The following is a 20,238-nucleotide window of genomic DNA, read 5'->3' on the forward strand; positions in this document are numbered from 1 at the left end:
GGGGATTCTCTGCCCGCTCAGCCGAAGGCGCTGACGGCGGCCACCGCCAGCACCACCACGCCCAGCGCAATGCGGTAGACGCCAAAGAACTTGAAGTCATGGCTCTTGACGTAGGACATCAGGAACCGGATGGCCACCATACTCACCACAAAGGCGGACAGGCAGCCGGTGACCATGATGGCGATTTCGGTGCTGGTCATGGTCTGGCCTTCCAGCACAAACTTCACCACCTTGAGCAGGGATGCGCCGGCCATCACCGGGATAGCCAGATAGAAGGTGAACTCAGCCACCGCGGCCCGGGACAGGCCCAGCAGCAGGCCGCCCACGATGGTGGCGCCGCTGCGGGAGGTGCCGGGGATGATGGCCAGGGTCTGCCACAGGCCGATGATGAGGGCCTCGCGGTAGCTGATCTGATCCAGGCGGGTGACCCGGGCGGCTGCGCCGCGGTTTTCCACCAGGATGAACAGGACGCCGTACAGAATCAGCATGGCGGCCACCGTGATATAATTATAGAACTTGGCCTCCATCCAGTCGTCCAGCGGGCTGATGACCAGCACCGGCAGGGTGGCCACCACCACCTTGAACCACAGGCTCCAGACCGGGGCCTTGGAGGTAATGCGGCCATGGCGCAGGCCAAAGGGCCACAGTTTGCCCCAGAACAGGACCACCACCGCCAGAATGGCGCCCAGCTGGATCACCACCCGGAACATGGACATAAACGCATCGCTGGCGTCAAACTGGATCAGCTGTTCCACCAGAATCATATGTCCCGTGGACGAGATGGGCAGCCATTCGGTGACGCCCTCCACGATGCCCATCAGCAGGGCCTTGATGATTTCAATCAACATAGAAATTTCCTCCCTGTGCGCCATCACACGCGCACGTTCTCACATTGATTCTTTCAGTATACCATACTATGAGCCTGCCTGCACCCCTAACCCCCTACTTTTCTGGAAGAAAATTCGGGCTTTCCTGCGTCTTAAAGCCAAAGCGGGGCGGACGGCGGTCCTGCTTTTGTTCTGCAGGGCGGATGGTTTTGGTCCCCGGTTTTTGCGAAAAAGGAGGGTTCCGGCCGGTTTTCCCTTCCATCGTTGACGCTCCCAGCCAATCCGGATATAATAGGGGCGGAACGCAGGACGGCCCGCCGGGCCGCAACGTTCCGTTATAAAAGCGTCACACATTCCCTTTTGTAGCGTCAGAAAGGAGGCCGCGCCATGGAACAGCTCTTCGATCTCGCTGGCTCTGCGTCTACACCTACCCCTCGAGGCAGGGCGGTCCTCTGTGTCTGGGCGGCGCTGCCCGGCCTGATTGCAGCGCCCTTCCTGTTCTGGCAGGGGCTGGGATGGGGCTTTGGTTTCTGCGCTTTGTGGTGTGGGGTGGTGTTCGGGGTGTGGATCCGGTCCTGCAGCCTGGTGGCCACTTTGGATGATTTCACCCTGACCCTCTACATGGGGGTAGCCTTCCCGGTGGAGCGGGTCATCCCCCGAAACAGCATCACCTCCACCCTGATTTTCCGCACCCCGCTGCTGCGGCTGGCGGGGGCCTGTGTCCTGGTGATCTTCACCCCCGGCATGTGGGCCATTCTGCCCGGCATCCCCCTGCAGGAGGCCGACGCCATCGGGGAAGCCCTGCTGGCCGGCGGGGAGGACGTCCTATGACCGGCACCGGGCCGCGGCGCTATCACCCCTTCTTTTCCCTGCGCTTTCTGCGCCACACCCTCCTGCTCTATCTGGTGCCCCTGGTACAGGTTTTCTTTGCCCGGGAATGGGAGGTCCTCCGGACGGCGCTGGCGCAGGATCTGGTCCTGTTCTGCCTGCTGGCTCTGGTGGGCTATGTGATGCTGCGGGCCTCCAGCTGGGAGCTGGATCAGGACGGGGTGCTTCGCCTGCACTGGAATCTGATTTTTTCCTTTGAGCGGACCATCCAGGCCAGCCAGCTGGCCGCCATCCAGATCGAACGGCCGGTGATCTACCGGCTGGGCGGAGCCAGCCGGGTGACCCTTTACCCCACCCTTTTGCCCAAAAACCAGGCGGTGACCCTATGCCTCACCCGCAAAGACGCCCAGATGCTGGCCGACCGTTTGATGCCTGCCCCCGCCGAGGAATACTATCACCCCGCCGGCGGCGAGCGGCTGGCCTTGGCCCTGCTGGGCGCCAACAGCCTGTCCACCCTGTTTCTGGTCTGGGTGGCCCTGCGGCAGGGAGACAACGCCGCCGAGGAGATTGCGCTGGAACAGCTGGACCATGCCGTGACCTGGGCGGCCCACTGGCTGCCCGCCGGCCTGGCCTGGGCCCTGACCCTCTGGACGGTTCTCTTTGGCCTGAGCCTGCTGCGCAGTTTCAGCCATACCGTCCGGTATGCGGTCTGGCGGGGCAGCGGGGTGCTGGCCAGCCGGGGCGGGCTCCTGCTGCGGGTGGAACGCCGCTTCCGGATGGACCAGCTCACCTGTGCCGAGGTGCGGCTGTCCCCTGTGGCGCGGCTGCTGCGGTGCTATCCCGTCTATCTCACCGCCGGATGCTACAACGCCGACGATCCCCTCTTTGTCTACCGGGCCGGCCAGGAAGAACTGGTGCGGCGGCTTCTGCCCAGCTTCCGGCTGCCCCCCAACCGGCGGGCCTCTCTGTCTCAGGTGCGGGGCCGCAGCCTGGCCCTGATCGCCCCCGCCGGCGGCTGTCTGGGGTTCTGTGTGCTGCTGCTTCTGGTGGCCTCCTGGGCCCTGCCTGCCGCCGTCCCGCTGCTGGCTCTGCCGGCCGCAGGCTGCGGGCTCTGGTTCCTGTTCCAGGTGGAGGGAATGTTCCGGGAGGGAGCCTGGCCCACCGACGGCCGTCTCACCTTTCTGCGGCAGCGCCGGATGTCCCTGCGGTGTGTCTGCATCTTTTCTCCGGTGGTGTGCCTCCGCATCTCCCAGACGCCCTGGGCGGTGGTGCGGGGCCGCGCCAACCTCACCTTTGCTTATCCCGGCCGCTTCCATGAGCGGGTGCGCAGCATCCCGCTGGCCGACGCCCGCGCCTGTGCGGCCTTTTTTGAAAGGAAGGATTTTTCATGATTGACACCATCCTCTTTGACCTGGACGGCACCCTGCTGAACACCATCGACGACTTGGCCGATGCCGGAAACTGGGTCTGCGAACAAAACCACTGGCCCACCTTCACGGTGGAGCAGTACAAGCACATGGTGGGCAACGGCATCCCCAAACTGGTGGAGCGGTTCTCCCCGGAGGACTGCCGCATACCCCAGCAGCTGGCCGCCACCCTGGCCCAGTTCACCGCCCGGTACGATGCCCACAAGGAGGACAAAACCGCCCCCTATCCCGGCATCCCCCAGCTGCTGGCCGCCCTCAAGGCGGAAGGCATCCGCACCGCCGTCTTTTCCAACAAGGCGGACACCCTCTGCGGCGGCATCATCGACCACTACTTTGGGCACGATGTCTTTCTGGCGGTGCGGGGCAGCCGCCCCGGCGTGCCGGTCAAGCCCGACCCCACCGGGGTCTACAGCCTGATGGAACAGCTGGGCGCAGCCAAAGCCTCCACCCTCTTTGTGGGTGACAGCAACGTGGACATCGCCACTGGCCACAACGCCGGTCTGGTGACCCTGGGCGCCGTCTGGGGCTTCCGCGGGGCCGAAGAACTGCAGGCCGCCGGCGCGGATGTGCTGGTGTATAAACCGGAGGAAATTTTGGATTATCTGCACCAGGCCAACCAGTAACCCTACATAGAACGCAAAAAGCACCCCGGCTGTCCAAGCTGAGGTGCTTTTGTTTGTGGAATGCAGGATACCAGACGGACGCGGGCGGAGACGTCCCGCATGGCCGTATGACCCGTACGGGAATACCCGCGGGCTAAAATTGATCCACTGGATCAATTTTGCGGCCTGCGGGCCGCCGCCCTGTTCGATTCCACGTACGGCTAGCATAAAAAAGCTCCCCAGCCTAAGCTGGGGAGCTTTTTATATGACCCGTACGGGAATCGAACCCATGTTACAGCCGTGAAAGGGCCGTGTCTTAACCGCTTGACCAACGGGCCTTAGAAACACAGAGCTTCGCTAAAATCTCCGACATCCTCGTCCACTATTGCAGACGACGTCCCCCTTATTTTAGCGAAACTCTGTAAATGGTAGCGGTAACTGGATTTGAACCGGTGACACTTCGGGTATGAACCGAATGCTCTAGCCAACTGAGCTATACCGCCATATTCATCTTTGCGCTCCCGCGGAACGCTCCATTATTATAACCAATCCTTCGCAATTTGTCAACAGGTATTTTGAAAAAAGTACACTTTTTTCTCACAAGTCCTGACAGGGCGCCGTTTCTCCCTTTAGCATAGCCCATCCGGGGCGGTTTTATACCGGCCGGCTGCCTCTCCAAGCCAGTCCCTTCCCCCGCCCCGGAGCCATGATCCCAGCCTTTCCCTTCCGGCCGGCGTGACCGGCCCAAACAAAAAAGCCGCCCCCGGTCCCGCTGTGGGGCCGAGGGCGGCTGAAAACGCTTTTAAGTTTTTGCGGGGGTGATTACTTGTGGTTGGGGACCATCACCTCAAGGCCGCCCATGTAGGGCTGCAGGACCTTGGGAATGGTGACCGAGCCGTCGGCCTGGAGATGGTTCTCCAGGAAGGCGATCAGCATACGGGGAGGAGCCACGCAGGTGTTGTTCAGGGTGTGGGCCAGGTAGCTCTTGCCGTCGGCGCCCTTGACGCGGATGTGCAGGCGGCGGGCCTGGGCGTCGCCCAGGTTGGAGCAGCTGCACACCTCGAAGTACTTCTGCTGGCGGGGGCTCCATGCCTCGATGTCGCAGCTCTTGACCTTCAGGTCGGCCAGGTCGCCCGAGCAGCAGACCAGCTGACGGACGGGAATCTCCATGTTCTGGAACAGCTCCACCGAGTAGCGCCACAGCTTCTCGTACCAGTCGTTGCTCTCCTCGGGACGGCAGACCACGATCATCTCCTGCTTCTCGAACTGGTGAATCCGGTAGATGCCGCGCTCCTCGATGCCGTGGGCGCCCTTCTCCTTGCGGAAGCAGGGGCTGTAGCTGGTGAGGGTCAGGGGCAGCTTGGCCTCGTCGATGGTCTGGTCAATGAACCGGCCGATCATGGTGTGCTCGGAGGTACCGATCAGGTACAGGTCCTCGCCCTCGATCTTGTACATCATGGCATCCATCTCGGGGAAGGACATGACGCCCTGCACCACGTTGCCGTGCATCATGAAGGGAGGAATCACATAGGTGAAGCCCTTGCTGATCATGAAGTCGCGGGCGTAGGCCAGGACAGCCTCGTGCAGCCGGGCGATGTTGCCCAGCAGGTAGTAGAAGCCGTTGCCGGCCACACGGCCGGCGGCGTCCATATCGATGCCGTCAAAGCTCTCCATGATCTCGGTGTGGTACGGGATGGGGAAATCCGGCACCACCGGCTCGCCGAACCGCTGAGCCTCCACGTTGTGGGTGTCATCGGGGCCGATGGGCACGCTGGGGTCGATCATGTTGGGGATGGTGTACATGATCTCCTGGATGCGGGCGGCCATCTTGTCCTTCTCGGTGTCCAGGGCAGCCAGCTGCTCGGCGTCGGCCTTGACGGCGGCGTTGTTGGCGTCGATCTGGGCCTGCAGCTCCGCCTTCTTGGCCTCGTCGGTGCACTTCTTCAGCTGACCGAACAGGGGGCCGTTGGCCTTGCTCAGCTTGTTCCGCTGGGCCTTCAGGTTCTCGGCTTCCTGCAGGCACTTGCGGTACTTGCCGTCCAGCTCGATGACCTCATCCACCAGGGGCAGCTTTGCATCCTGGAACTTCTTGCGGATGTTCTCTTTGACTGCGTCCGGATTCTCACGGACAAATTTGATGTCAAGCATTTCGATTTCTCCTTTATATCACTCAGGTTTCCCACAAAAACAATCGCACCGGAGCGCCGGGGTTTTACACCCCGCTCCCCTGCTGTTCGTAATGGCCCAGCAGGTTGGCAAACGCCCGCAGCTGATCGTCCGAGTAGAAATGTACCGTCAGGCTTCCTCTGCCGTCCTTATAGGCCACCGACACCTCATTGCCCAGGGTCTGGCGGAGGCTCTCCTCCACTTCCACCGGCAGGGCCGGACGGGGCGCCGGTTCCGGGGCCGCCGCCTCTTTGGCCTCCTTGGCCAGACGGCGGCACAGTTCCTCGGCCTGGCGGACGTTCAGGTTGTGCTCTGCAATGAGCTGAGCCGCCTGAACCTGCAGCTCGGGGCTGGGCAGGCCCAGAATGGCTTTGGCGTGGCCCGCCGTCAGCTTGCCGGCTTTCAAAAGTTCCAGGGCCTCCGGGGGCAGGTTCAGCAGGCGCAGGCTGTTGGCCAGCGCGCTGCGGCTCTTGCCCAGCCGGCGGGCTGCCTGTTCCTGGGTCAGCTCACACCGGTCCATCAGTTCCCGGATGCCGCAGGCCTCTTCGATGGGGTCCAGGTCCTCCCGCTGGAGGTTCTCGATCAGGGCCAGTTCCATGGCCTCCTGATCCGACACGTCCAGGATGATGACCGGCACCTCGGTCAGGCCCGCCAGCCGGCAGGCACGCCACCGGCGCTCGCCCGCCACAATCCGGTATCCGCCCATGGACTGGGGCCGCACCGCAATGGGCTGCAGCAGGCCGTGCTGGCTGATGCTGTCGGCCAGCTCGGACAGGCTCTCCTCCGGGAAGGTTTTGCGGGGCTGGCCGGGGTCCGGCTCAATCTCCCGCAGGGGGACGGTGCGCACCCCGCCGTCTGATTCCAGGCTGGGGGCTGCGTCCTCAAACAGACTCTCCAATCCGCGGCCCAGGCCGCCTCTTCCTCTTGGCATCTGTCACCCTCCCCTCTCAAGCCGTTTCCGGCTTGGCTGCTTTGGCGCGACGGCGGCGGGGCTGGGGGTCCCGCGGGCGGTTGCGCTTGACGAATTCAATGGCCAAATCCATATAGGCCTCGCTGCCCTTGCCCTTGGGTTCGTAGTAGTTGATGGGCTGGCCGTAGCTGGGGGCCTCCGAAATGCGGATGGCCCGGGGAATGGTGGTCTGGTAGACCTTGTCCCCGAAATACTTCTGGACCTGTTCCACCACCTGCAGGGTCAGGTTGTACCGGCCCGCGTACATGGTGAACACCACGCCCTCAATGTCCAGGTAGTTGTTGTACTTGCGGCGAACGGTCTTGAGGGTGCTGATCAGCTCGCTCAGACCTTCCAGGGCGTAGTACTCGCACTGAATGGGAATCAGGACGCTGTCGCAGGCGCACAGGCCGTTGAGGGTCAGCAGGTCCAGGCTGGGGGGGCAGTCGATGAAGATGAAGTCATAGTCCTGCTGGATGGGAGCCAGGGCCTTGCGCAGGCGGCTCTCCCGGTTGGGCAGGTCGATGAGCTCCAGGGCGGCGCCCGCCAGACGGGTGTTGGAGGGCAGCACGTCGGCCCGGAAGGATGTCTTGCGGATGGCGTCCCTGGGCTCGGCGTCGCCGATCAGCAGCTCATAGGTGCCGGTCTCGACGCTCCGCTTGGAGATGCCGTAGCCGGTGGTGGCGTTGCCCTGGGGGTCCAGGTCCACAATCAGGACCTTTTTGCCCAGGGCGGCCACGCAGGCCGAAAGATTGACGGCGGTGGTGGTCTTGCCCACACCGCCCTTCTGATTTGCCACTGCTATGATCTTACCCACGAACCGGAATCCTCCCTCTCATGCAATGTTCCACGTGGAACATTTCTCAGTCTTGTTACGCACTCTATTATAATCCATTCGCAGGGGAACGTCAAATGATTCACACCGGGAATGGGGCAAAAACCGGTAAAATTTGGGTCTGAAAAAGGCCCCCGGTTTCGGCGGGGGCCTTCTCTGCCCTTTTCAGCGGCCCAGCCGGCAGGCGGCGTGGTCCTTCTCCCATCCGTCCGCCAGGACGTCGGCCTCCTCGGGATGGCGCTCAAACCAGTCCCGGGCATAGGAACAGGTGACGCGGGCCCTGCGGCCGGTGGACCGCAGAGCGTCGGCGGCCCGCTTGACCAGCTGGCCGGCCACCCCCTGTCCCCGCAGGGACGGGTCCACCCAGGTGTGGTCGATGACCACCGTCTCCGGCCCGCAGTCCGGGAAGGTAATCTCCCCCAGAACCTGGTCCTTCTCCACCGCTGTAATCCGGTTGCTGATCACTCTGTATTCCATTTGTCCAGCCTCCCTGTTTCTTCTATTTCCCGCACAAGGTAGAAGGACCGGCGGCCCTCCTCCTCAAACGTTTCCTGGATGGCGAAGCCGTTCTTTTCCAGCACCCGCACCGAGGCGGGGTTGTCGGCGTAGGCAAAAGCCCCTACCCGTTTCAGGCCGAACCGGGGCCCGGCATCGGCCAGGAACTGTTCCAGCGCCCGGCTGGCCACCCCCTGCCCCCAGCGGTCCTTTTCAAAGATGCAATAGCTGACCATGGCGTCGGGGTCGGGCTCGGCGTGGATGCAGTAACACCAGACGTCCCCCACATAGACGCCGTCGGCCCAAACCGTCCGGCCATAGCTGTCCGCGCCGGGAGCCAGGGACCGGCGGTAGTCCTCCAGGGCCTGCTCCACCGTCTGGCTGCGCTGGGGAATCCGGGCCTGGATCTCCGGGTCCCGGGTGCGGGCAAAGTAGATGCGGACCTCCTGTTGGGTCCGGGGACGCAGTTCCAGCTCCATGGGTGATCCCCTCCTTTTCTTCCATGATACCAGACCCGGGCCCGCCGCGCAAGATGTTCCACGTGGAACCTTTTCCCACAAAAAAGCCCCCGCCCCAGACCGGAGGGTGGTCTGTGCGGAGGCTCTGAAATAGGAATCGGTTTGCGGGCCGGAGGCCCGTCCACGCCGCCCGGCCGGCGCAGAAGCGGCCCGGCCGTCCGGCCCATCCCCCGCCCTGCAGCAGGGCTTGTCCGGCGGCGGAGCCGGGGTGGTGGTCCGGGTTCACTTGCCGGTGCCGGGGCCGGTGGGAATCCGGACGGTGTACTCGATGTAGCCGTCCCCCTCCTCCCGTCGGGCGGTGGCGGGGACGCCGTTGTCGGTCATCAGCCGGATGGCGTGGTCGATGGTGTTGACAAAGATCCGCACGTCCCGCACCATGGGCAGGCGGCGGGGTTTCTGGGCGGGGGTGTCGGTCTCCTGCAGCAGCTGTTCCACATAGCGGTCGGCGGCCCGGGCATTCATCCGGCGGCGGCTGATGGTGATGAGGGCCTCGCTGCGGCGGTTCTCGGGCAGCCGCAGCACCGCCCGGGCGTGGCGCTCGGTGAGGTGATTTTCCAGGATGAACTGCTGCTGGTCGGCGGTGAGCTGAAGCAGCCGCAGTTTGTTGGCCAGGGTGGGCTGGGCCATCCCCAGCCGCTTGGCGGCCTCGGCCTGGGTACAGCCCCAGAGGGCCAGCACGTCCTGCAGGCCCCGGGCCTGCTCAAAGGGGTTCAGGTCGGCCCGCTGGATGTTTTCCAGCAGGCTCAGGGCGGCGGTCTGGTCGTCCTGATAGTCCCGCAGGATGGCGGGCACCCGGTCCATGCCGGCCAGCTTGCAGGCCCGCAGCCGCCGCTCCCCTGCGATCAGCTCGTACCGGTCGGGGCCCAGGCGGCGGACCGTCACCGGCTGCAGCAGCCCATTCTCCCGGATGCTGGCCGCCAGCCCCGCCAGCTCCTCCTGGTCAAAGACGCGGCGGGCCTGATACGGCGAGGGCTCAATCTGCTCCACCGGCAGCGCCACCACCTTCCCCACCGGTTTTCTGCGGTCAAACACGGCTTGTCCTCCTTCCCGTGAAGTCCCATCCCGGGCGCAAACAAAAAGCGCCCCCGTGGGAAACTCTTCCAGTTCAAGAGTACCACAGAAGCGCTGCGCTTTCCAGAAAAATCGTTCGCCGCCGTTCGAGGCGAGCCGAGATATTCCGCCTTATTTCAGGGGCGCTTTCGCAATTTTTCCGCCGTTTCTGGGATATACGGTCGGAGTCTGCGAAATTTTTTCCACCAGCACCAGGCTGCGGGCGTCCCCGCCCGGAAGATGGAAGGCCCGGGTCTCCCGGTACTTGCCTCCCAGCTTGCGGATGGCTCCCTGGGCGGCTTCCAGCTCCTCGGCGGCGGAGGCGCCCTTCATGGCCAGGAAGTGTCCCCCCACCCTGGCCAGGGGCAGGCAGTATTCGGCCAGCACCGGCAGGGCGGCCACCGCCCGGGCCGACACCAGGTCGAACTGTTCCCGCCAGCTCTTGCGGGCGGCCTCCTCGGCCCGCTCCTTGGCAAAGCTGACCCCCGTCAGACCCAGGGTCTCGCAGGCGTACCGGAGGAAGTCCACCCGCTTGCCGGTGGGCTCCATCAGGGTCAGGTCCAGGTGGGGCTTGTAGATCTTGGTGACGATGCCGGGGAACCCGGCTCCCGCTCCCACGTCCACCATCTTCCCCGCCACCTCGGGCTGGCAGGCAAACAGCAGGCTGTCCAGGAAGTGCTTGTCCTCGATGCCCTCGGGGTCGGTGATGGCGGTCAGGTTGACCTTCTGGTTGTAGCTCACCAGCAGCTCGGCGTACTGGTCCAGCTGGTCCAGCTGGGTGCCGGTGAGAGTGATGTTCCACGTGGAACACTTTTCCGCAAGGCGGTTTTTATCAATCATGGGAGGCCTCCTTCTTCTGGGCCGCAGCCAGCGCGATGCTCAGCTGGGCAAGGTCGGACGGGGACACGCCGGGGATGCGCCCCGCCTGTCCCAGGCTGCGGGGCCGGATTTTGTTGAGCTTTTCCCGGGCTTCCAGGGTCAGGCCGGTGAGGCCCTCGTACTGGAAGCCGGCCGGGATGAGGGTCTTTTCCCGCCGGGCCATGTCCCGGATCATCCGGTCCTGGCGGGCGATGTAGCCGGCGTACTTGATCTCGGTTTCGATCCGCTCGGCCAGCATGGGGGTGACCCCCTCCCCCCAGCCGATGACCTGGGCCATCAGGCTGTAGTTGATCTCGGGACGGCGGAGCAGTTCATCCGCCAGACCGCCCTGCTGGGCGGGGGTCAGGCCGGCAGCCTCCATGGCCGCCTGGAGGGGCGCGGTCTTGACGTGGGTTTCGTGGAGGCGGGCCCGCTCGGCTTCCAGCACCCGCCGGGTCTCCTCGTACCGGGCCCACCGCTCGTCCGACACCAGGCCGTATTCCCGGCCGATGGGGGTCAGGCGGGTGTCGGCGTTGTCCTGCCGGAGGGTTAGCCGATATTCGCTGCGGCTGGTCATCATCCGGTAGGGGTCCATGACCCCCTTGGTCACCAGGTCGTCCACCAGGGTGCCCAGGTAGCTGGTCTGACGGGGCAGCACCAGCTGTTCTTTTCCCAGGGCGCGGCGGGCGGCGTTGAGGCCGGCCAGCAGGCCCTGGGCCGCCGCCTCCTCGTAACCGGAGGTGCCGTTGAACTGGCCCGCGCCGTAGAGGCCTTCCACCTGCCGGCTCTCCAGCGTGGGGGCCAGGCTGGTGGGGTCCACGCAGTCGTATTCGATGGCGTAGGCCGGGCGGAGAATCTCCAGATGCTCAAAGCCCACAATGCTGTGGTAGAAGGCGTTCTGCACATCCTCCGGCAGGCTGCTGGACGCGCCCTGCAGATACATTTCCTCGGTGTTCTCACCGCAGGGTTCCACAAAGATGGGGTGCCGGTCCTTGCCGGCAAACCGCACCACCTTGTCCTCAATGGAGGGGCAGTAGCGGGGCCCTACCCCCTCGATCATGCCGCCGTACAGGGGGCTGCGCTGGATGTTGTCCAGGATGATCTTGTGGGTCTCGGGGTTGGTGTAGGCAATGTAGCAGTCCACCAGATTGCGGACCGGCTGGGTGGTCATGAAGCTGAAAGGCTGCAGGGTTTCCTCCGGGTCGCCGGGCTGGCGCTCCAGCTTGTCGAAGTCGATGCTGCGGCGATGGACCCGGGCGGGGGTGCCGGTCTTGAACCGGCGCAGGGGCAGCCCTGCCGCCCGCAGGCTCTCGGTGAGGGCATTGGAGGCGTGCATCCCGTCGGGACCCGAGGCGTACCAGGCATCTCCCACAAAGATCTTTCCGCCCAGGTTGGTGCCGGTGGCAATCACCACGCACTTGGCGCCGTACTCCCCGTTCAGCTGGGTGACCACCCCTTTCACCCGGCCGTTCTCAATCTGGATGGACACCACCTCGGCCTGATGAATGGCCAGGCCGGGGGTCAGTTCCAGAGCGTGCTTCATCCAGGCGTTGTACTTCTTGCGGTCGGTCTGAACCCGCAGGGCGTGGACCGCGGGGCCCTTGCCCCGGTTGAGCATCCGGCTCTGAAGGGCGGTGGCGTCCGCCGCCAATCCCATCAGGCCGCCCAGAGCGTCCACCTCCCGCACCAGAGTGCCCTTGGCGGTGCCGCCGATGCTGGGGTTGCAGGGCATATTCCCCACCGCGTCCAGGCTCATGGTAAAGACGGCGGTGCGGGCGCCCAACACCGCCGCCGCGTGGGCCGCCTCAATGCCGGCATGGCCCGCGCCAATCACAATCACATCATAGTCTCCAAGATGGTTCATAGAGTTCCTTTCCATTTGGGGGGATGGCTCCGGTTTGGTCCCCTCCCCTGCGCCGGTTATTTGCCCACACAGAATTTCTCAAATACCTGGTCGATGACAGCCTCGGTGGCGTTCTCGCCGGTGAGGGCATAGAGGGCGTCCAGGGCGTCGTCCACACAGACCGACACCGCGTCCAGGCCAAAGCCGGTGGCCAGAGCGTCCAGCGCACCGTTGACGCCGTCCCGGGCCCGAAGGGCCGCCGACAGCTGCCGCTGGCCCGAGAGGCTGGCGGCGTGGGGGTCGATGCGGCCGGTGCCCAGCAGCCGGGCCACCGCCGCGGCGATGACTTTCCTGGCCCCTTCCTCTTTGCAGCAGACCGGGATCACCATGGCGAAATAGGGGGCGATCACCTCGGCGTCAAACTGGATGGGCAGGTCCTCCTTGTTGATGAGGGCAATGGCCCGGCACTCGGCACAGCGGCGGGCCAGGTCCAGATCCTCTTTGGCCAGGGGGGACGAGCCGTCAAACACCGCCAGAACCAAACCCGCCTCGGCCAGCTTGGCCCAGCTGCGGCGGACGCCTTCGGCCTCCACCGGGTCGTCGGTTTCCCGCAGACCTGCGGTGTCGAACAGGTTGAGCCTTATCTCTCCCAGCTGGACCGCCTGCTCCACCACGTCCCGGGTGGTGCCGGCGATGGGGGTGACGATGGCCCGGTCAAAGCCGGCCAACAAATTCAGGAGGGTGGATTTGCCGGCGTTGGGGCGGCCCACAATGGCGCAGTCCACCCCTTCCCGCAGCACTGCGGCGGCGTTGTAATTTTCAATCAGTTCATCCAGCCCGGCCTTTACCTCTTCCAGGGAAGCGCGCAGCGCATCGGTTTCCAGGGCGGGGACGTCCTCCTCGGGGAAATCCACCCATGCGGTCAGGTGAGCCTGCAGGTCGGTGAGGATCTGCTGCTGGGCGGAAATCTTCCGGGCCAGGGCGCCGTCCCGGGCCGCGTTGGCCAGAGCTGCGCCCTGCCGCCCGCCGGCCGAAATCAAGTCCATCACCGCCTCGGCCTGGGTGAGGCTGAGTTTGCCGTTCAAAAGGGCGCGGCGGGTATACTCGCCCGGTCCGGCTGGGACAGCACCTGCGGCCAGGCAGGCTTCCACCAGGCGCCGGGCCACGGCGTCGCCGCCATGGCAGGACAGTTCCACCACGTCCTCTCCGGTATAGCTGCGGGGCGACCGGTAAAAGAGGGCGACCCCGTCGTCAAAGGTTTCTCCCCCGTGGACAAAGGTTCCGTACAGGGCGGTATAGCCCTTGGCGTCGGCCACCTGTTTGCGGGAGTCGGCGGGGCGAAATACTTTCTCCGCCACCGCATAGCTTTCGGGGCCGGACAGGCGGACCACCGCAATACCGCCCTGGCCGGGGGGCGTAGCGATGGCCGCAATGGTACTGTTTTCCATCATGGGGTGTCCCTCCTTTGGTGTTGTGTGTATTGTACCACGTTTGGACAAAAAATGAAATACAGCCGGCGGGCGGTACATTTTCCACCGGTTTCTCTTTTCCTGTGGAAAAACATTCCCTCTTTTGTATTTTCCAAACTGTATATTTTCTTCAAAAGATACACTCTCAAAACCATCCCCGTATCATTTTGCCTTCTCTGGATGGCTATTTTCCATTTTTTGTCCTTCCATCGCGATACTTTTTCGAGAAAAAGTATCCAAAAAGCTTTTCACTGGGTACCGTCCACTCTGGCCGCTCCTTATAGGGTGACAGATGGTTGCGGACTTTGCCGCGCTCACGTTACGTCCGGCAACGTAGGCGAGGCGCTGCCTGCGGCAGAAACAGCCGAGCCGGAGTTGGGGCAAGCACACCGAAGCGCGTCCAGCGGACGATGCAGCGAGGTGTGCTTGGCGCAGCGCTCCAATTTTCACAAGGGCGCATTGCCGCCCGCCGGGAAAATTGGCTAAGCGCAAGAGGACAGCCGTTCAAATTTTCAAGCGGACCGCGTCCAGCGCAGAAAATCTGGGCAACGGCAACCCGGACCTGCGCCCGGGTACGATGCAAACACAGCGGATACATTCAGCTCTTCCCCGCCCGGCCGCTGAAATCTGCGGGCAGGTTTTCCACAAAGATTTCCTGTTCTGTGGAGAATCCGAGACCCTTTTGAAAAAGGCTCATCCCTCCCCTTTCAGCCGCACATCCGATACCCCCAAAGCCGATGGACTACCAGAAACACATCCCCTGTCAAACAAAATTTCCCCGCCCCCAAAGGAGCGAGGAAATTTCTCTGTTATAGGTGCCGCAATGCGCGGTTATAGCAAAACAGATGGGACCACTTTTCTCCGGGATTGGCCGGGCCTTGCAAAAAGAGGAAATCAGGGTGTATTAACACTTTGCATCGTACCGGGCGCAGGTCCGGGTTGCCGTTGCCCAAATTTTCTGCGCCGGACGCGGTCGCTGTGTTTGCATACCGCGCCGCAGGCGCAAACGCCGGGAGCGAGCCGGGGCGTAACGGCCCCGTGGAAGTTCCGGAGACCCGGAAACTTGATGGCACCCAGTGAAAAGCTTTTTGCCTACTTTTTCTCGAAAAAGTAGGTTAGAGTTCGATTTTGCCGAAGTCCAGATCGGCGAAATCGTCGACGCGCTGGCTGCGCTTGGGCGCAACGGGTGCGGCGTCGGCAGCGTCCACCGCCACATAAGTGCGGTCAGGCACGCTGGAAGGACGGGGCCCGCGGCTGCCGCCCGAACGGGAACGGCTGCCGTTGCCGCGGCCCGAACGATCGTTGCGGCCGCGGCCGTTCCGGTCACTGGGCCGACGGTCCCCACGACCGCCGCGGCTGCGGCGCTCGTTGGCCTCGGTCTGGGCGCCGGGCTCGGTGGAATAGATCACCACATGGCGGTCCTTGCCCTCGCCCTTGCTCTCGCTGCGCAGGCCTTCCATCTGGCTGATGGCCGAGTGGATGATCCGGCGCTCGTAGGGATTCATGGGCTCCATCGAGAAGCTGCGTCCGCTGCGGCGCACCTTCTGGCCGATCTTCTGGGCCAGAGCGGTCAGGTCGTTCTCACGCTTGCCGCGGTAGCCGGCCACATCCAGACCCAGCTTGATGTAATCGCCTTCCAGGCGGTTGGCCACCAGGCTGGCCAGATAGGACAGGCTCTCCATGGTCTCGCCGCGGCGGCCGATGAGCGCGCCCATCTTGTCGCCGTCCAGGCGGATGATGGTGGCCTCACCCTTCTGCAGGGCGCTGAAGGTCACGTTCTCCACGCCCATCAGGGCCACAATCTCTTTCAGGTAATCCACCGCGGCTTTCACCTTGGCGTTAGACTCAATATCAATGGGCACCGGGGTCTCGTCCACCGGCGCGGGAGTGGCAGTTACAGCAGCCTTGGGCTCTGCCTTGGCCTCTTCCTTGGCGGGAGCGGGCTTCTTGGCAGGCTTGGCAGCGGGCTCGGTCTTTTCCACAGGCTGTGCGGCCTGGGCAGGCTCGGCCTTCTCGGCAGGTTCAGCGGGCTGGGCGGGCTCTGCCTTTTCGGGCTTCTCCACCTTCACGGCAGCCTTCACCACCAGCTTTTCCACCGGAGCGGGGGTCGGGTCTTCCTCCTCGACCATGACCCGCACCCGGGCAGGAATCTTCTTCAGGCCCAGAAATCCGGTGCTCTGGGGCATTTCCAGAACTTCATAGCTGACGTTCAGGTCGTCTTCGTTGACACCCAGGGCGGCGCAGGCTGCGGCACGGGCTTCCTCCACCGTCTTGCCGGTGGCTTCCTTGGAACGGATCATTCTGCTCACTCCTCCTTCGTTTTGTTCAGCTCAGACAGAGGTACCGTCCTCTCGTCTTTGTACTTTTCCTGGTCCAGCTGGCGGGCGTACTCCAGACGGCGCTTGTTCATCTCGCTGGCCGAGATGTTCTTCTCCACGGTCTGGCCGGTCTTTTCGTCCACAACCTTCACCACGGTGCTCTTGACGCCGCGGCGCTGTTCCTTGCGCTTGGCCTCGATCTCGGCGGCCACCTGGGCCTTGACCTCGGCGGGGTTATAGATTTTCTTCATGACGGCGCTCTGGATCACCATGACCACGTTGGAAATGACGTAGTACAGAGAGAAAGCGGTGGGAACGGTGAAGCAGAAGAAGATATACATCAGGGGCATCAGGTACATGGTGACCTTCATGCTGCCCTGGAGTTTCTGGCCGCTGCTGTTCATGCTGTACCAGGTGGAGGCAAAGCTGGTGAGCAAAGCCAGGATGGGGAAAATCAGCAGAGGCAGGTTCTCGGCCGACAGGCTGTACTGGGGCACTTTGGTCAGGTCGATGCCGAAGAAGCTCATGTGCTTGCTGAACTCGGTGATGGTCTGCAGCTGGCTGTCCGAGAAGATGCTGATGATGCTCTGCTCCCCGGCCAGGATCTGCTCGATGATCAGGTTGTCCCGGGTGATGTTGGTGAACTGAATGCCCAGGTTGGTCAGAGCGGTGCCGGCAGTGGTCAGCAGGTCGTTGCTGATGTGGAAGATGCGGTTCAGGGGCTCATAGACGACGCCGATGACGCCGAACATCACAAAGAAGTTCAGCAGCATGGGCAGGCAGCCCGAGGTGGGGTTGTAGCCGAAATCCTGCTGCAGGCGGAGCATCTCCTCCTGCTGCTTTTCGGGCTTGTCCTTGTACTTTTTCTGGATCTCCTCAATCATGGGCTGGAATGCAGTCATCCGCACCATGTTTTTCTGCTGTTTGAGGGACAGCGGGATGCTCAGGAGCCGGATCAGCAGGGTGAAGATGATCAGGTCCCAGCCGTAGTTGGGGATGATGTTGTAGATCAGCTCCATGACGTAGCCGAGCGGCCAGGCGAGAATGTAGAGAAAATTCATATGCGCTTCCATTCTGTCCCGCCTGTGAGCGCGGAACGTTTTTTATGCGTGGGACAACCCGCTCACAGCTGCCGGGCCGTCACAAGAAGCAAAGTTATTTTTTGGGCCTGCGGGCCGGATGCAGCACCCGGCGGGGACTGCGCCACCGTCCCGGCTCGGGGACGGGGTCATAGCCCCAGCGGCCAAAGGGATTGCAGCGCGCGATCCGCCAGGCGGTCAGCAGCAGTCCCTTCAGACAGCCGTGGACCTGGATGGCCTGGATGGCGTATTCGCTGCAGGTGGGTGTGAACCGGCAGTTGTGCCCAAGCCCCGGGCTGATCCAACGCTTGTACAGCCGGATGGGGACGCACAGCGCATCCCGGCAGAGTTTCTGCCAGCGGTTCACGGACGGCTCCCCTCCTGGGCGGACGGGGCGGTCTTTCTTGCGGGGGGCAGGCTGGAGGGCGGGGGTGCGCCGGGTTCCAGAGCCCGGTCGGGCAGGCCGGCCTGGCGGAACAGCCGGGCCACGGCCCGGGACACCTGCCAGCTCTTGAGGCGGGGTGTGGCGGCGCGGGCCACAAACACCAGGTTATAGCCCCCGATGTTGTAGTCGAGATGTTCGTCGATGGCCGCCTTCATGACCCGGCGGGCGCGGTTGCGCTGGACGGCGCAGCCCACCTTCTTGGTGGCGGTCAGGCCGACGCGGGTTTGTTTGGCGCGGGTTTTCAGCACATACAGCACAAGGGCATGGTCCACATACGCCTTGCCCCGCGCATAGACCCGCCCGAACTCACTGTTATGCCGCAGCGGACGGTATCGCATCTGCGGGCCTCCTATCTTGTCCGGTCCTGTGTGAAAAGCAGGGCCCTACCATGTCAGTATAGCAAAAAACGGGCGGCTTTGAAAGACCGCCGCCCGAATTTTTTCACACAATTCCAGTTTTTCCTGAAAAAATAAGGCCACCAATTTCCATCAGCGGCCTTTTTCGTGCGCATTCTTTGATTGTCTGGCCGGAACTGCCCGCCCTGCGGCCTCCTCGGCGGGCCGCCTTAAAGGCAGCCCGGACGCCGCGGCAGCCGGATGCAGCCGGCCTCACTGCTGCAATCAGACAGTCAGGCTCTTGCGGCCCTTGGCACGGCGGGCATTGATGACCTTGCGGCCGTTCTTGGTGCTCATACGGGTCAGGAAGCCGTGAACCTGCTTGCGCTGGCGCTTCTTGGGCTGAAACGTTCTCTTCATGGTGATATCCTCCTAAAACTTGTCCCCCGGGGTGCGGGGTGATCGTCGGTTATGCGCCCCTGTAATGCGCCCCTGAAACGCGGGGCCAGAGGGGACAGGCTTGCGATTTAATAGTATATCGCATCAATTTGCCTTCTGTCAAGCATTTTTTCGCTTTCCATCAAAATTTTTCTGTGCAAAGTTTTTCAACATTTTCACTTTTGGCCGTTGAAAACCGCCCCATACACAACATTTTAGGGATAGGCGCCGTTCCCGACACAACATCAAACCGGCGCATGGAACCCCCGTTTGCGGCCCATACTCATTACATTATATAAATAGACCCCCGATTCTGGACGTTTTGGCGATTTTGTGTTATACTGACAGGGTATCGGTACCTATGTTGAAAACTTCAATGGAGTGGATGTTTTTATGGATTCTTTCAAGGACGTATTAGAAGCCGCCCAGCTCTACTGCAAAGGCCAGATGGCAGAGCCCACCTACAACCTTTACATCGACGGGCTGGAGCCGGTGAGCTTTGAGGACTCGAGCCATATCACCTTGTCGGTGCGAAACGATTTCATCTGCAAGATTGTGAGTGACCGCTACCTCGGGCTGCTGAAGGAAGCTTTCAAGTCTGTCCTTGGCTTTGACGTGGACATTCAGCTGGTTGTCCCCAGCACCCCGCCCCATGAAGTGGTCCTGGCTCAGCAGTATGACCTGAACCCCGCCAGCCCCCAGGGCAATTATGAGTTCACGTTTGAAAACTTCATCAAAGGCCCGTCCAACCAGTTCGCCTTTGCGGCGGCCCAGGCTGTGGCGGCCAATCCCTCGGGGGCCTACAATCCCCTGTTCATCTACGGCGGCTCGGGCCTGGGCAAGACCCACCTGCTCACCGCCATCCAGATTGAGATCAAGCGGACCCATCCCGACTTTGTCATCATGTATGTCACCTGCGAGCAGTTCACCAACGAGCTGATCGCCGCCATCCGGGCCGGCAGCACCGAGGATTTCCGGATGAAATACCGTGTGGCCGACCTGCTGCTGATCGACGATATCCAGTTCATCGCCGGCAAGGAGTCCACCCAGGAGGAGTTTTTCCACACCTTCAACTCCCTCCACGACGCCCACAAGCAGATTGTCATCGCGTCGGACCGCCCCGCCAAGGAGATCAAGAGCCTGGAAGAGCGTCTGCGCACCCGCTTCGAGTGGGGCCTGACCGCCGACGTGCAGCCGCCGGATTTTGAGACCCGCGTGGCCATCGTCAAGCGCAAGGCCGAGCTGCTCCACCTGGATCTGCCCGAAAATGTGGCGGAATTCATCGCCAATCACCTGAAAAACAACATCCGTCAGCTGGAGGGCGCCGTCAAGAAGCTGAACGCCTACTATATGCTGGAGGGCATTCAGCCGGTGATCTCGGTGGCCCAGAACGCCATCAAGGACATCCTGAACGAGACCCAGCCCATCCCGGTGACGGTGGAAAAGATCATCGGGGAGGTGTCCCGCACCTTCAACGTGTCGGTCACCGACATCCGGGGCACCAAGCGGAACGCGTCCATTGCCAGCGCCCGCCGCGTGGCCATCTATATCCTGCGGGAGGTCACCGGCATGAGCATGGAGGACATCGGCCGGGAGTTCTCGGGCCGGGATCACTCCACCATCGTCTACTCCCTCAAGACCATGGAGCGGGACATGAAGAACGACCAGCACCTGCGGGAGACGGTGGACGACATCATCAAGAACGTGAAGGCCTGACCGGAAACAGCCGTCAGCCGTTGGATTTTCCCCAAAAAAG

20 protein-coding genes and 2 tRNA genes are annotated in these 20,238 nt (G+C 62.9%); 5 read left to right on the plus strand and 17 right to left on the minus strand.

Annotated features, from left to right (window positions below; all coding sequences use genetic code 11):
• Nucleotides 1-17 precede the first annotated feature (17 nt).
• Nucleotides 18-848 (minus strand): undecaprenyl-diphosphate phosphatase, encoded by an 831-nt coding sequence (locus B5G28_RS05755; protein ID WP_087246771.1) that lies wholly within the window; start codon nucleotides 846-848, stop codon nucleotides 18-20.
• A gap of 366 nt (nucleotides 849-1,214) precedes the next feature.
• On the opposite strand from B5G28_RS05755, the gene B5G28_RS05760 reads away from it, so the two are divergent.
• From B5G28_RS05760 to B5G28_RS05770, 3 genes are read left to right on the plus strand one after another with little or no spacing between them, the layout of a single operon-like run.
• A complete protein-coding gene (locus B5G28_RS05760; RefSeq protein WP_087246773.1) occupies nucleotides 1,215-1,658 on the plus strand; it encodes a PH domain-containing protein in 444 nt (147 codons plus the stop codon).
• Nucleotides 1,655-3,046 carry a hypothetical protein gene (locus B5G28_RS14965; RefSeq protein ID WP_087246774.1) on the plus strand — a complete coding sequence of 464 codons (1,392 nt, stop codon included), beginning with the start codon at nucleotides 1,655-1,657 and terminating at the stop codon, nucleotides 3,044-3,046. Before B5G28_RS05760 ends, B5G28_RS14965 begins: the two co-directional genes overlap by 4 nt.
• Nucleotides 3,043-3,705 (plus strand): HAD family hydrolase, encoded by a 663-nt coding sequence (locus B5G28_RS05770; protein ID WP_087246776.1) that lies wholly within the window; start codon nucleotides 3,043-3,045, stop codon nucleotides 3,703-3,705. The genes B5G28_RS14965 and B5G28_RS05770 overlap by 4 nt, the downstream gene beginning before the upstream one ends.
• A gap of 245 nt (nucleotides 3,706-3,950) precedes the next feature.
• On the opposite strand, the gene B5G28_RS05775 is transcribed toward B5G28_RS05770, so the two are convergent.
• The 11 genes from B5G28_RS05775 to mnmE all read right to left on the minus strand — a co-directional run bounded on the left by B5G28_RS05775 (nucleotide 3,951) and on the right by mnmE (nucleotide 13,846).
• Nucleotides 3,951-4,022: transfer RNA gene (locus B5G28_RS05775), tRNA-Glu, on the minus strand.
• Nucleotides 4,023-4,110: 88 nt separating this feature from the next.
• Nucleotides 4,111-4,187 (minus strand) — tRNA-Met (locus B5G28_RS05780).
• Between the two features lie 319 nt (nucleotides 4,188-4,506).
• Nucleotides 4,507-5,832, minus strand: a complete 1,326-nt coding sequence (gene serS / locus B5G28_RS05785; RefSeq protein ID WP_087246778.1) for a serine--tRNA ligase — start codon at nucleotides 5,830-5,832, stop codon at nucleotides 4,507-4,509.
• A 64-nt stretch (nucleotides 5,833-5,896) separates the two neighbouring features.
• On the minus strand, nucleotides 5,897-6,781 hold the full coding sequence (locus B5G28_RS05790; RefSeq protein ID WP_087246780.1) for a ParB/RepB/Spo0J family partition protein: 885 nt from the start codon (nucleotides 6,779-6,781) through the stop codon (nucleotides 5,897-5,899).
• 16 nt (nucleotides 6,782-6,797) lie between these two features.
• On the minus strand, nucleotides 6,798-7,616 hold the full coding sequence (locus B5G28_RS05795; protein ID WP_087246782.1) for a ParA family protein: 819 nt from the start codon (nucleotides 7,614-7,616) through the stop codon (nucleotides 6,798-6,800).
• A gap of 183 nt (nucleotides 7,617-7,799) precedes the next feature.
• Nucleotides 7,800-8,111, minus strand: a complete 312-nt coding sequence (locus tag B5G28_RS05800; RefSeq protein ID WP_087246785.1) for a GNAT family N-acetyltransferase — start codon at nucleotides 8,109-8,111, stop codon at nucleotides 7,800-7,802.
• Nucleotides 8,096-8,608, minus strand: coding sequence for a GNAT family N-acetyltransferase (locus B5G28_RS05805; protein ID WP_087246787.1), 513 nt, complete (start codon nucleotides 8,606-8,608; stop codon nucleotides 8,096-8,098). Before B5G28_RS05805 ends, B5G28_RS05800 begins: the two co-directional genes overlap by 16 nt.
• Before the next feature lie 261 nt (nucleotides 8,609-8,869).
• Nucleotides 8,870-9,679 (minus strand): ParB/RepB/Spo0J family partition protein, encoded by an 810-nt coding sequence (locus tag B5G28_RS05810; protein WP_087246789.1) that lies wholly within the window; start codon nucleotides 9,677-9,679, stop codon nucleotides 8,870-8,872.
• Nucleotides 9,680-9,829: 150 nt separating this feature from the next.
• Entirely contained in the window at nucleotides 9,830-10,537 is a 708-nt protein-coding gene (rsmG, locus tag B5G28_RS05815; RefSeq protein ID WP_087246791.1) for a 16S rRNA (guanine(527)-N(7))-methyltransferase RsmG, read from the minus strand.
• Nucleotides 10,530-12,419: a tRNA uridine-5-carboxymethylaminomethyl(34) synthesis enzyme MnmG gene (gene mnmG, locus B5G28_RS05820; protein WP_087246793.1), complete on the minus strand. Its 1,890-nt coding sequence runs from the start codon at nucleotides 12,417-12,419 to the stop codon at nucleotides 10,530-10,532. The genes rsmG and mnmG overlap by 8 nt, the downstream gene beginning before the upstream one ends.
• 56 nt (nucleotides 12,420-12,475) lie before the next feature.
• Nucleotides 12,476-13,846, minus strand: coding sequence for a tRNA uridine-5-carboxymethylaminomethyl(34) synthesis GTPase MnmE (mnmE, locus tag B5G28_RS05825; protein ID WP_087246832.1), 1,371 nt, complete (start codon nucleotides 13,844-13,846; stop codon nucleotides 12,476-12,478).
• 54 nt (nucleotides 13,847-13,900) lie between these two features.
• On the opposite strand from mnmE, the gene B5G28_RS14415 reads away from it, so the two are divergent.
• Nucleotides 13,901-14,353, plus strand: a complete 453-nt coding sequence (locus B5G28_RS14415) for a hypothetical protein (protein WP_144265482.1) — start codon at nucleotides 13,901-13,903, stop codon at nucleotides 14,351-14,353.
• A 629-nt stretch (nucleotides 14,354-14,982) separates the two neighbouring features.
• On the opposite strand, the gene jag is transcribed toward B5G28_RS14415, so the two are convergent.
• The 5 genes from jag to rpmH form a co-directional block, all read right to left on the minus strand.
• Nucleotides 14,983-16,167: an RNA-binding cell elongation regulator Jag/EloR gene (gene jag, locus B5G28_RS15175; RefSeq protein ID WP_087246795.1), complete on the minus strand. Its 1,185-nt coding sequence runs from the start codon at nucleotides 16,165-16,167 to the stop codon at nucleotides 14,983-14,985.
• A gap of 5 nt (nucleotides 16,168-16,172) precedes the next feature.
• On the minus strand, nucleotides 16,173-17,258 hold the full coding sequence (locus tag B5G28_RS05835) for a YidC/Oxa1 family membrane protein insertase (RefSeq protein WP_087246797.1): 1,086 nt from the start codon (nucleotides 17,256-17,258) through the stop codon (nucleotides 16,173-16,175).
• A gap of 82 nt (nucleotides 17,259-17,340) precedes the next feature.
• Nucleotides 17,341-17,631, minus strand: a complete 291-nt coding sequence (gene yidD, locus B5G28_RS05840) for a membrane protein insertion efficiency factor YidD (RefSeq protein ID WP_087246799.1) — start codon at nucleotides 17,629-17,631, stop codon at nucleotides 17,341-17,343.
• Nucleotides 17,628-18,047 (minus strand): ribonuclease P protein component, encoded by a 420-nt coding sequence (gene rnpA / locus B5G28_RS05845; RefSeq protein ID WP_087246801.1) that lies wholly within the window; start codon nucleotides 18,045-18,047, stop codon nucleotides 17,628-17,630. The genes yidD and rnpA overlap by 4 nt, the downstream gene beginning before the upstream one ends.
• A gap of 282 nt (nucleotides 18,048-18,329) precedes the next feature.
• Nucleotides 18,330-18,464: a 50S ribosomal protein L34 gene (gene rpmH, locus B5G28_RS05850; protein ID WP_087231281.1), complete on the minus strand. Its 135-nt coding sequence runs from the start codon at nucleotides 18,462-18,464 to the stop codon at nucleotides 18,330-18,332.
• A gap of 411 nt (nucleotides 18,465-18,875) precedes the next feature.
• On the opposite strand from rpmH, the gene dnaA reads away from it, so the two are divergent.
• Entirely contained in the window at nucleotides 18,876-20,198 is a 1,323-nt protein-coding gene (dnaA, locus tag B5G28_RS05855; RefSeq protein ID WP_087246803.1) for a chromosomal replication initiator protein DnaA, read from the plus strand.
• Nucleotides 20,199-20,238 lie beyond the last annotated feature (40 nt).

This window comes from Faecalibacterium sp. An77 (genome assembly GCF_002161315.1).
Lineage (GTDB): Bacteria > Bacillota > Clostridia > Oscillospirales > Ruminococcaceae > Faecalibacterium.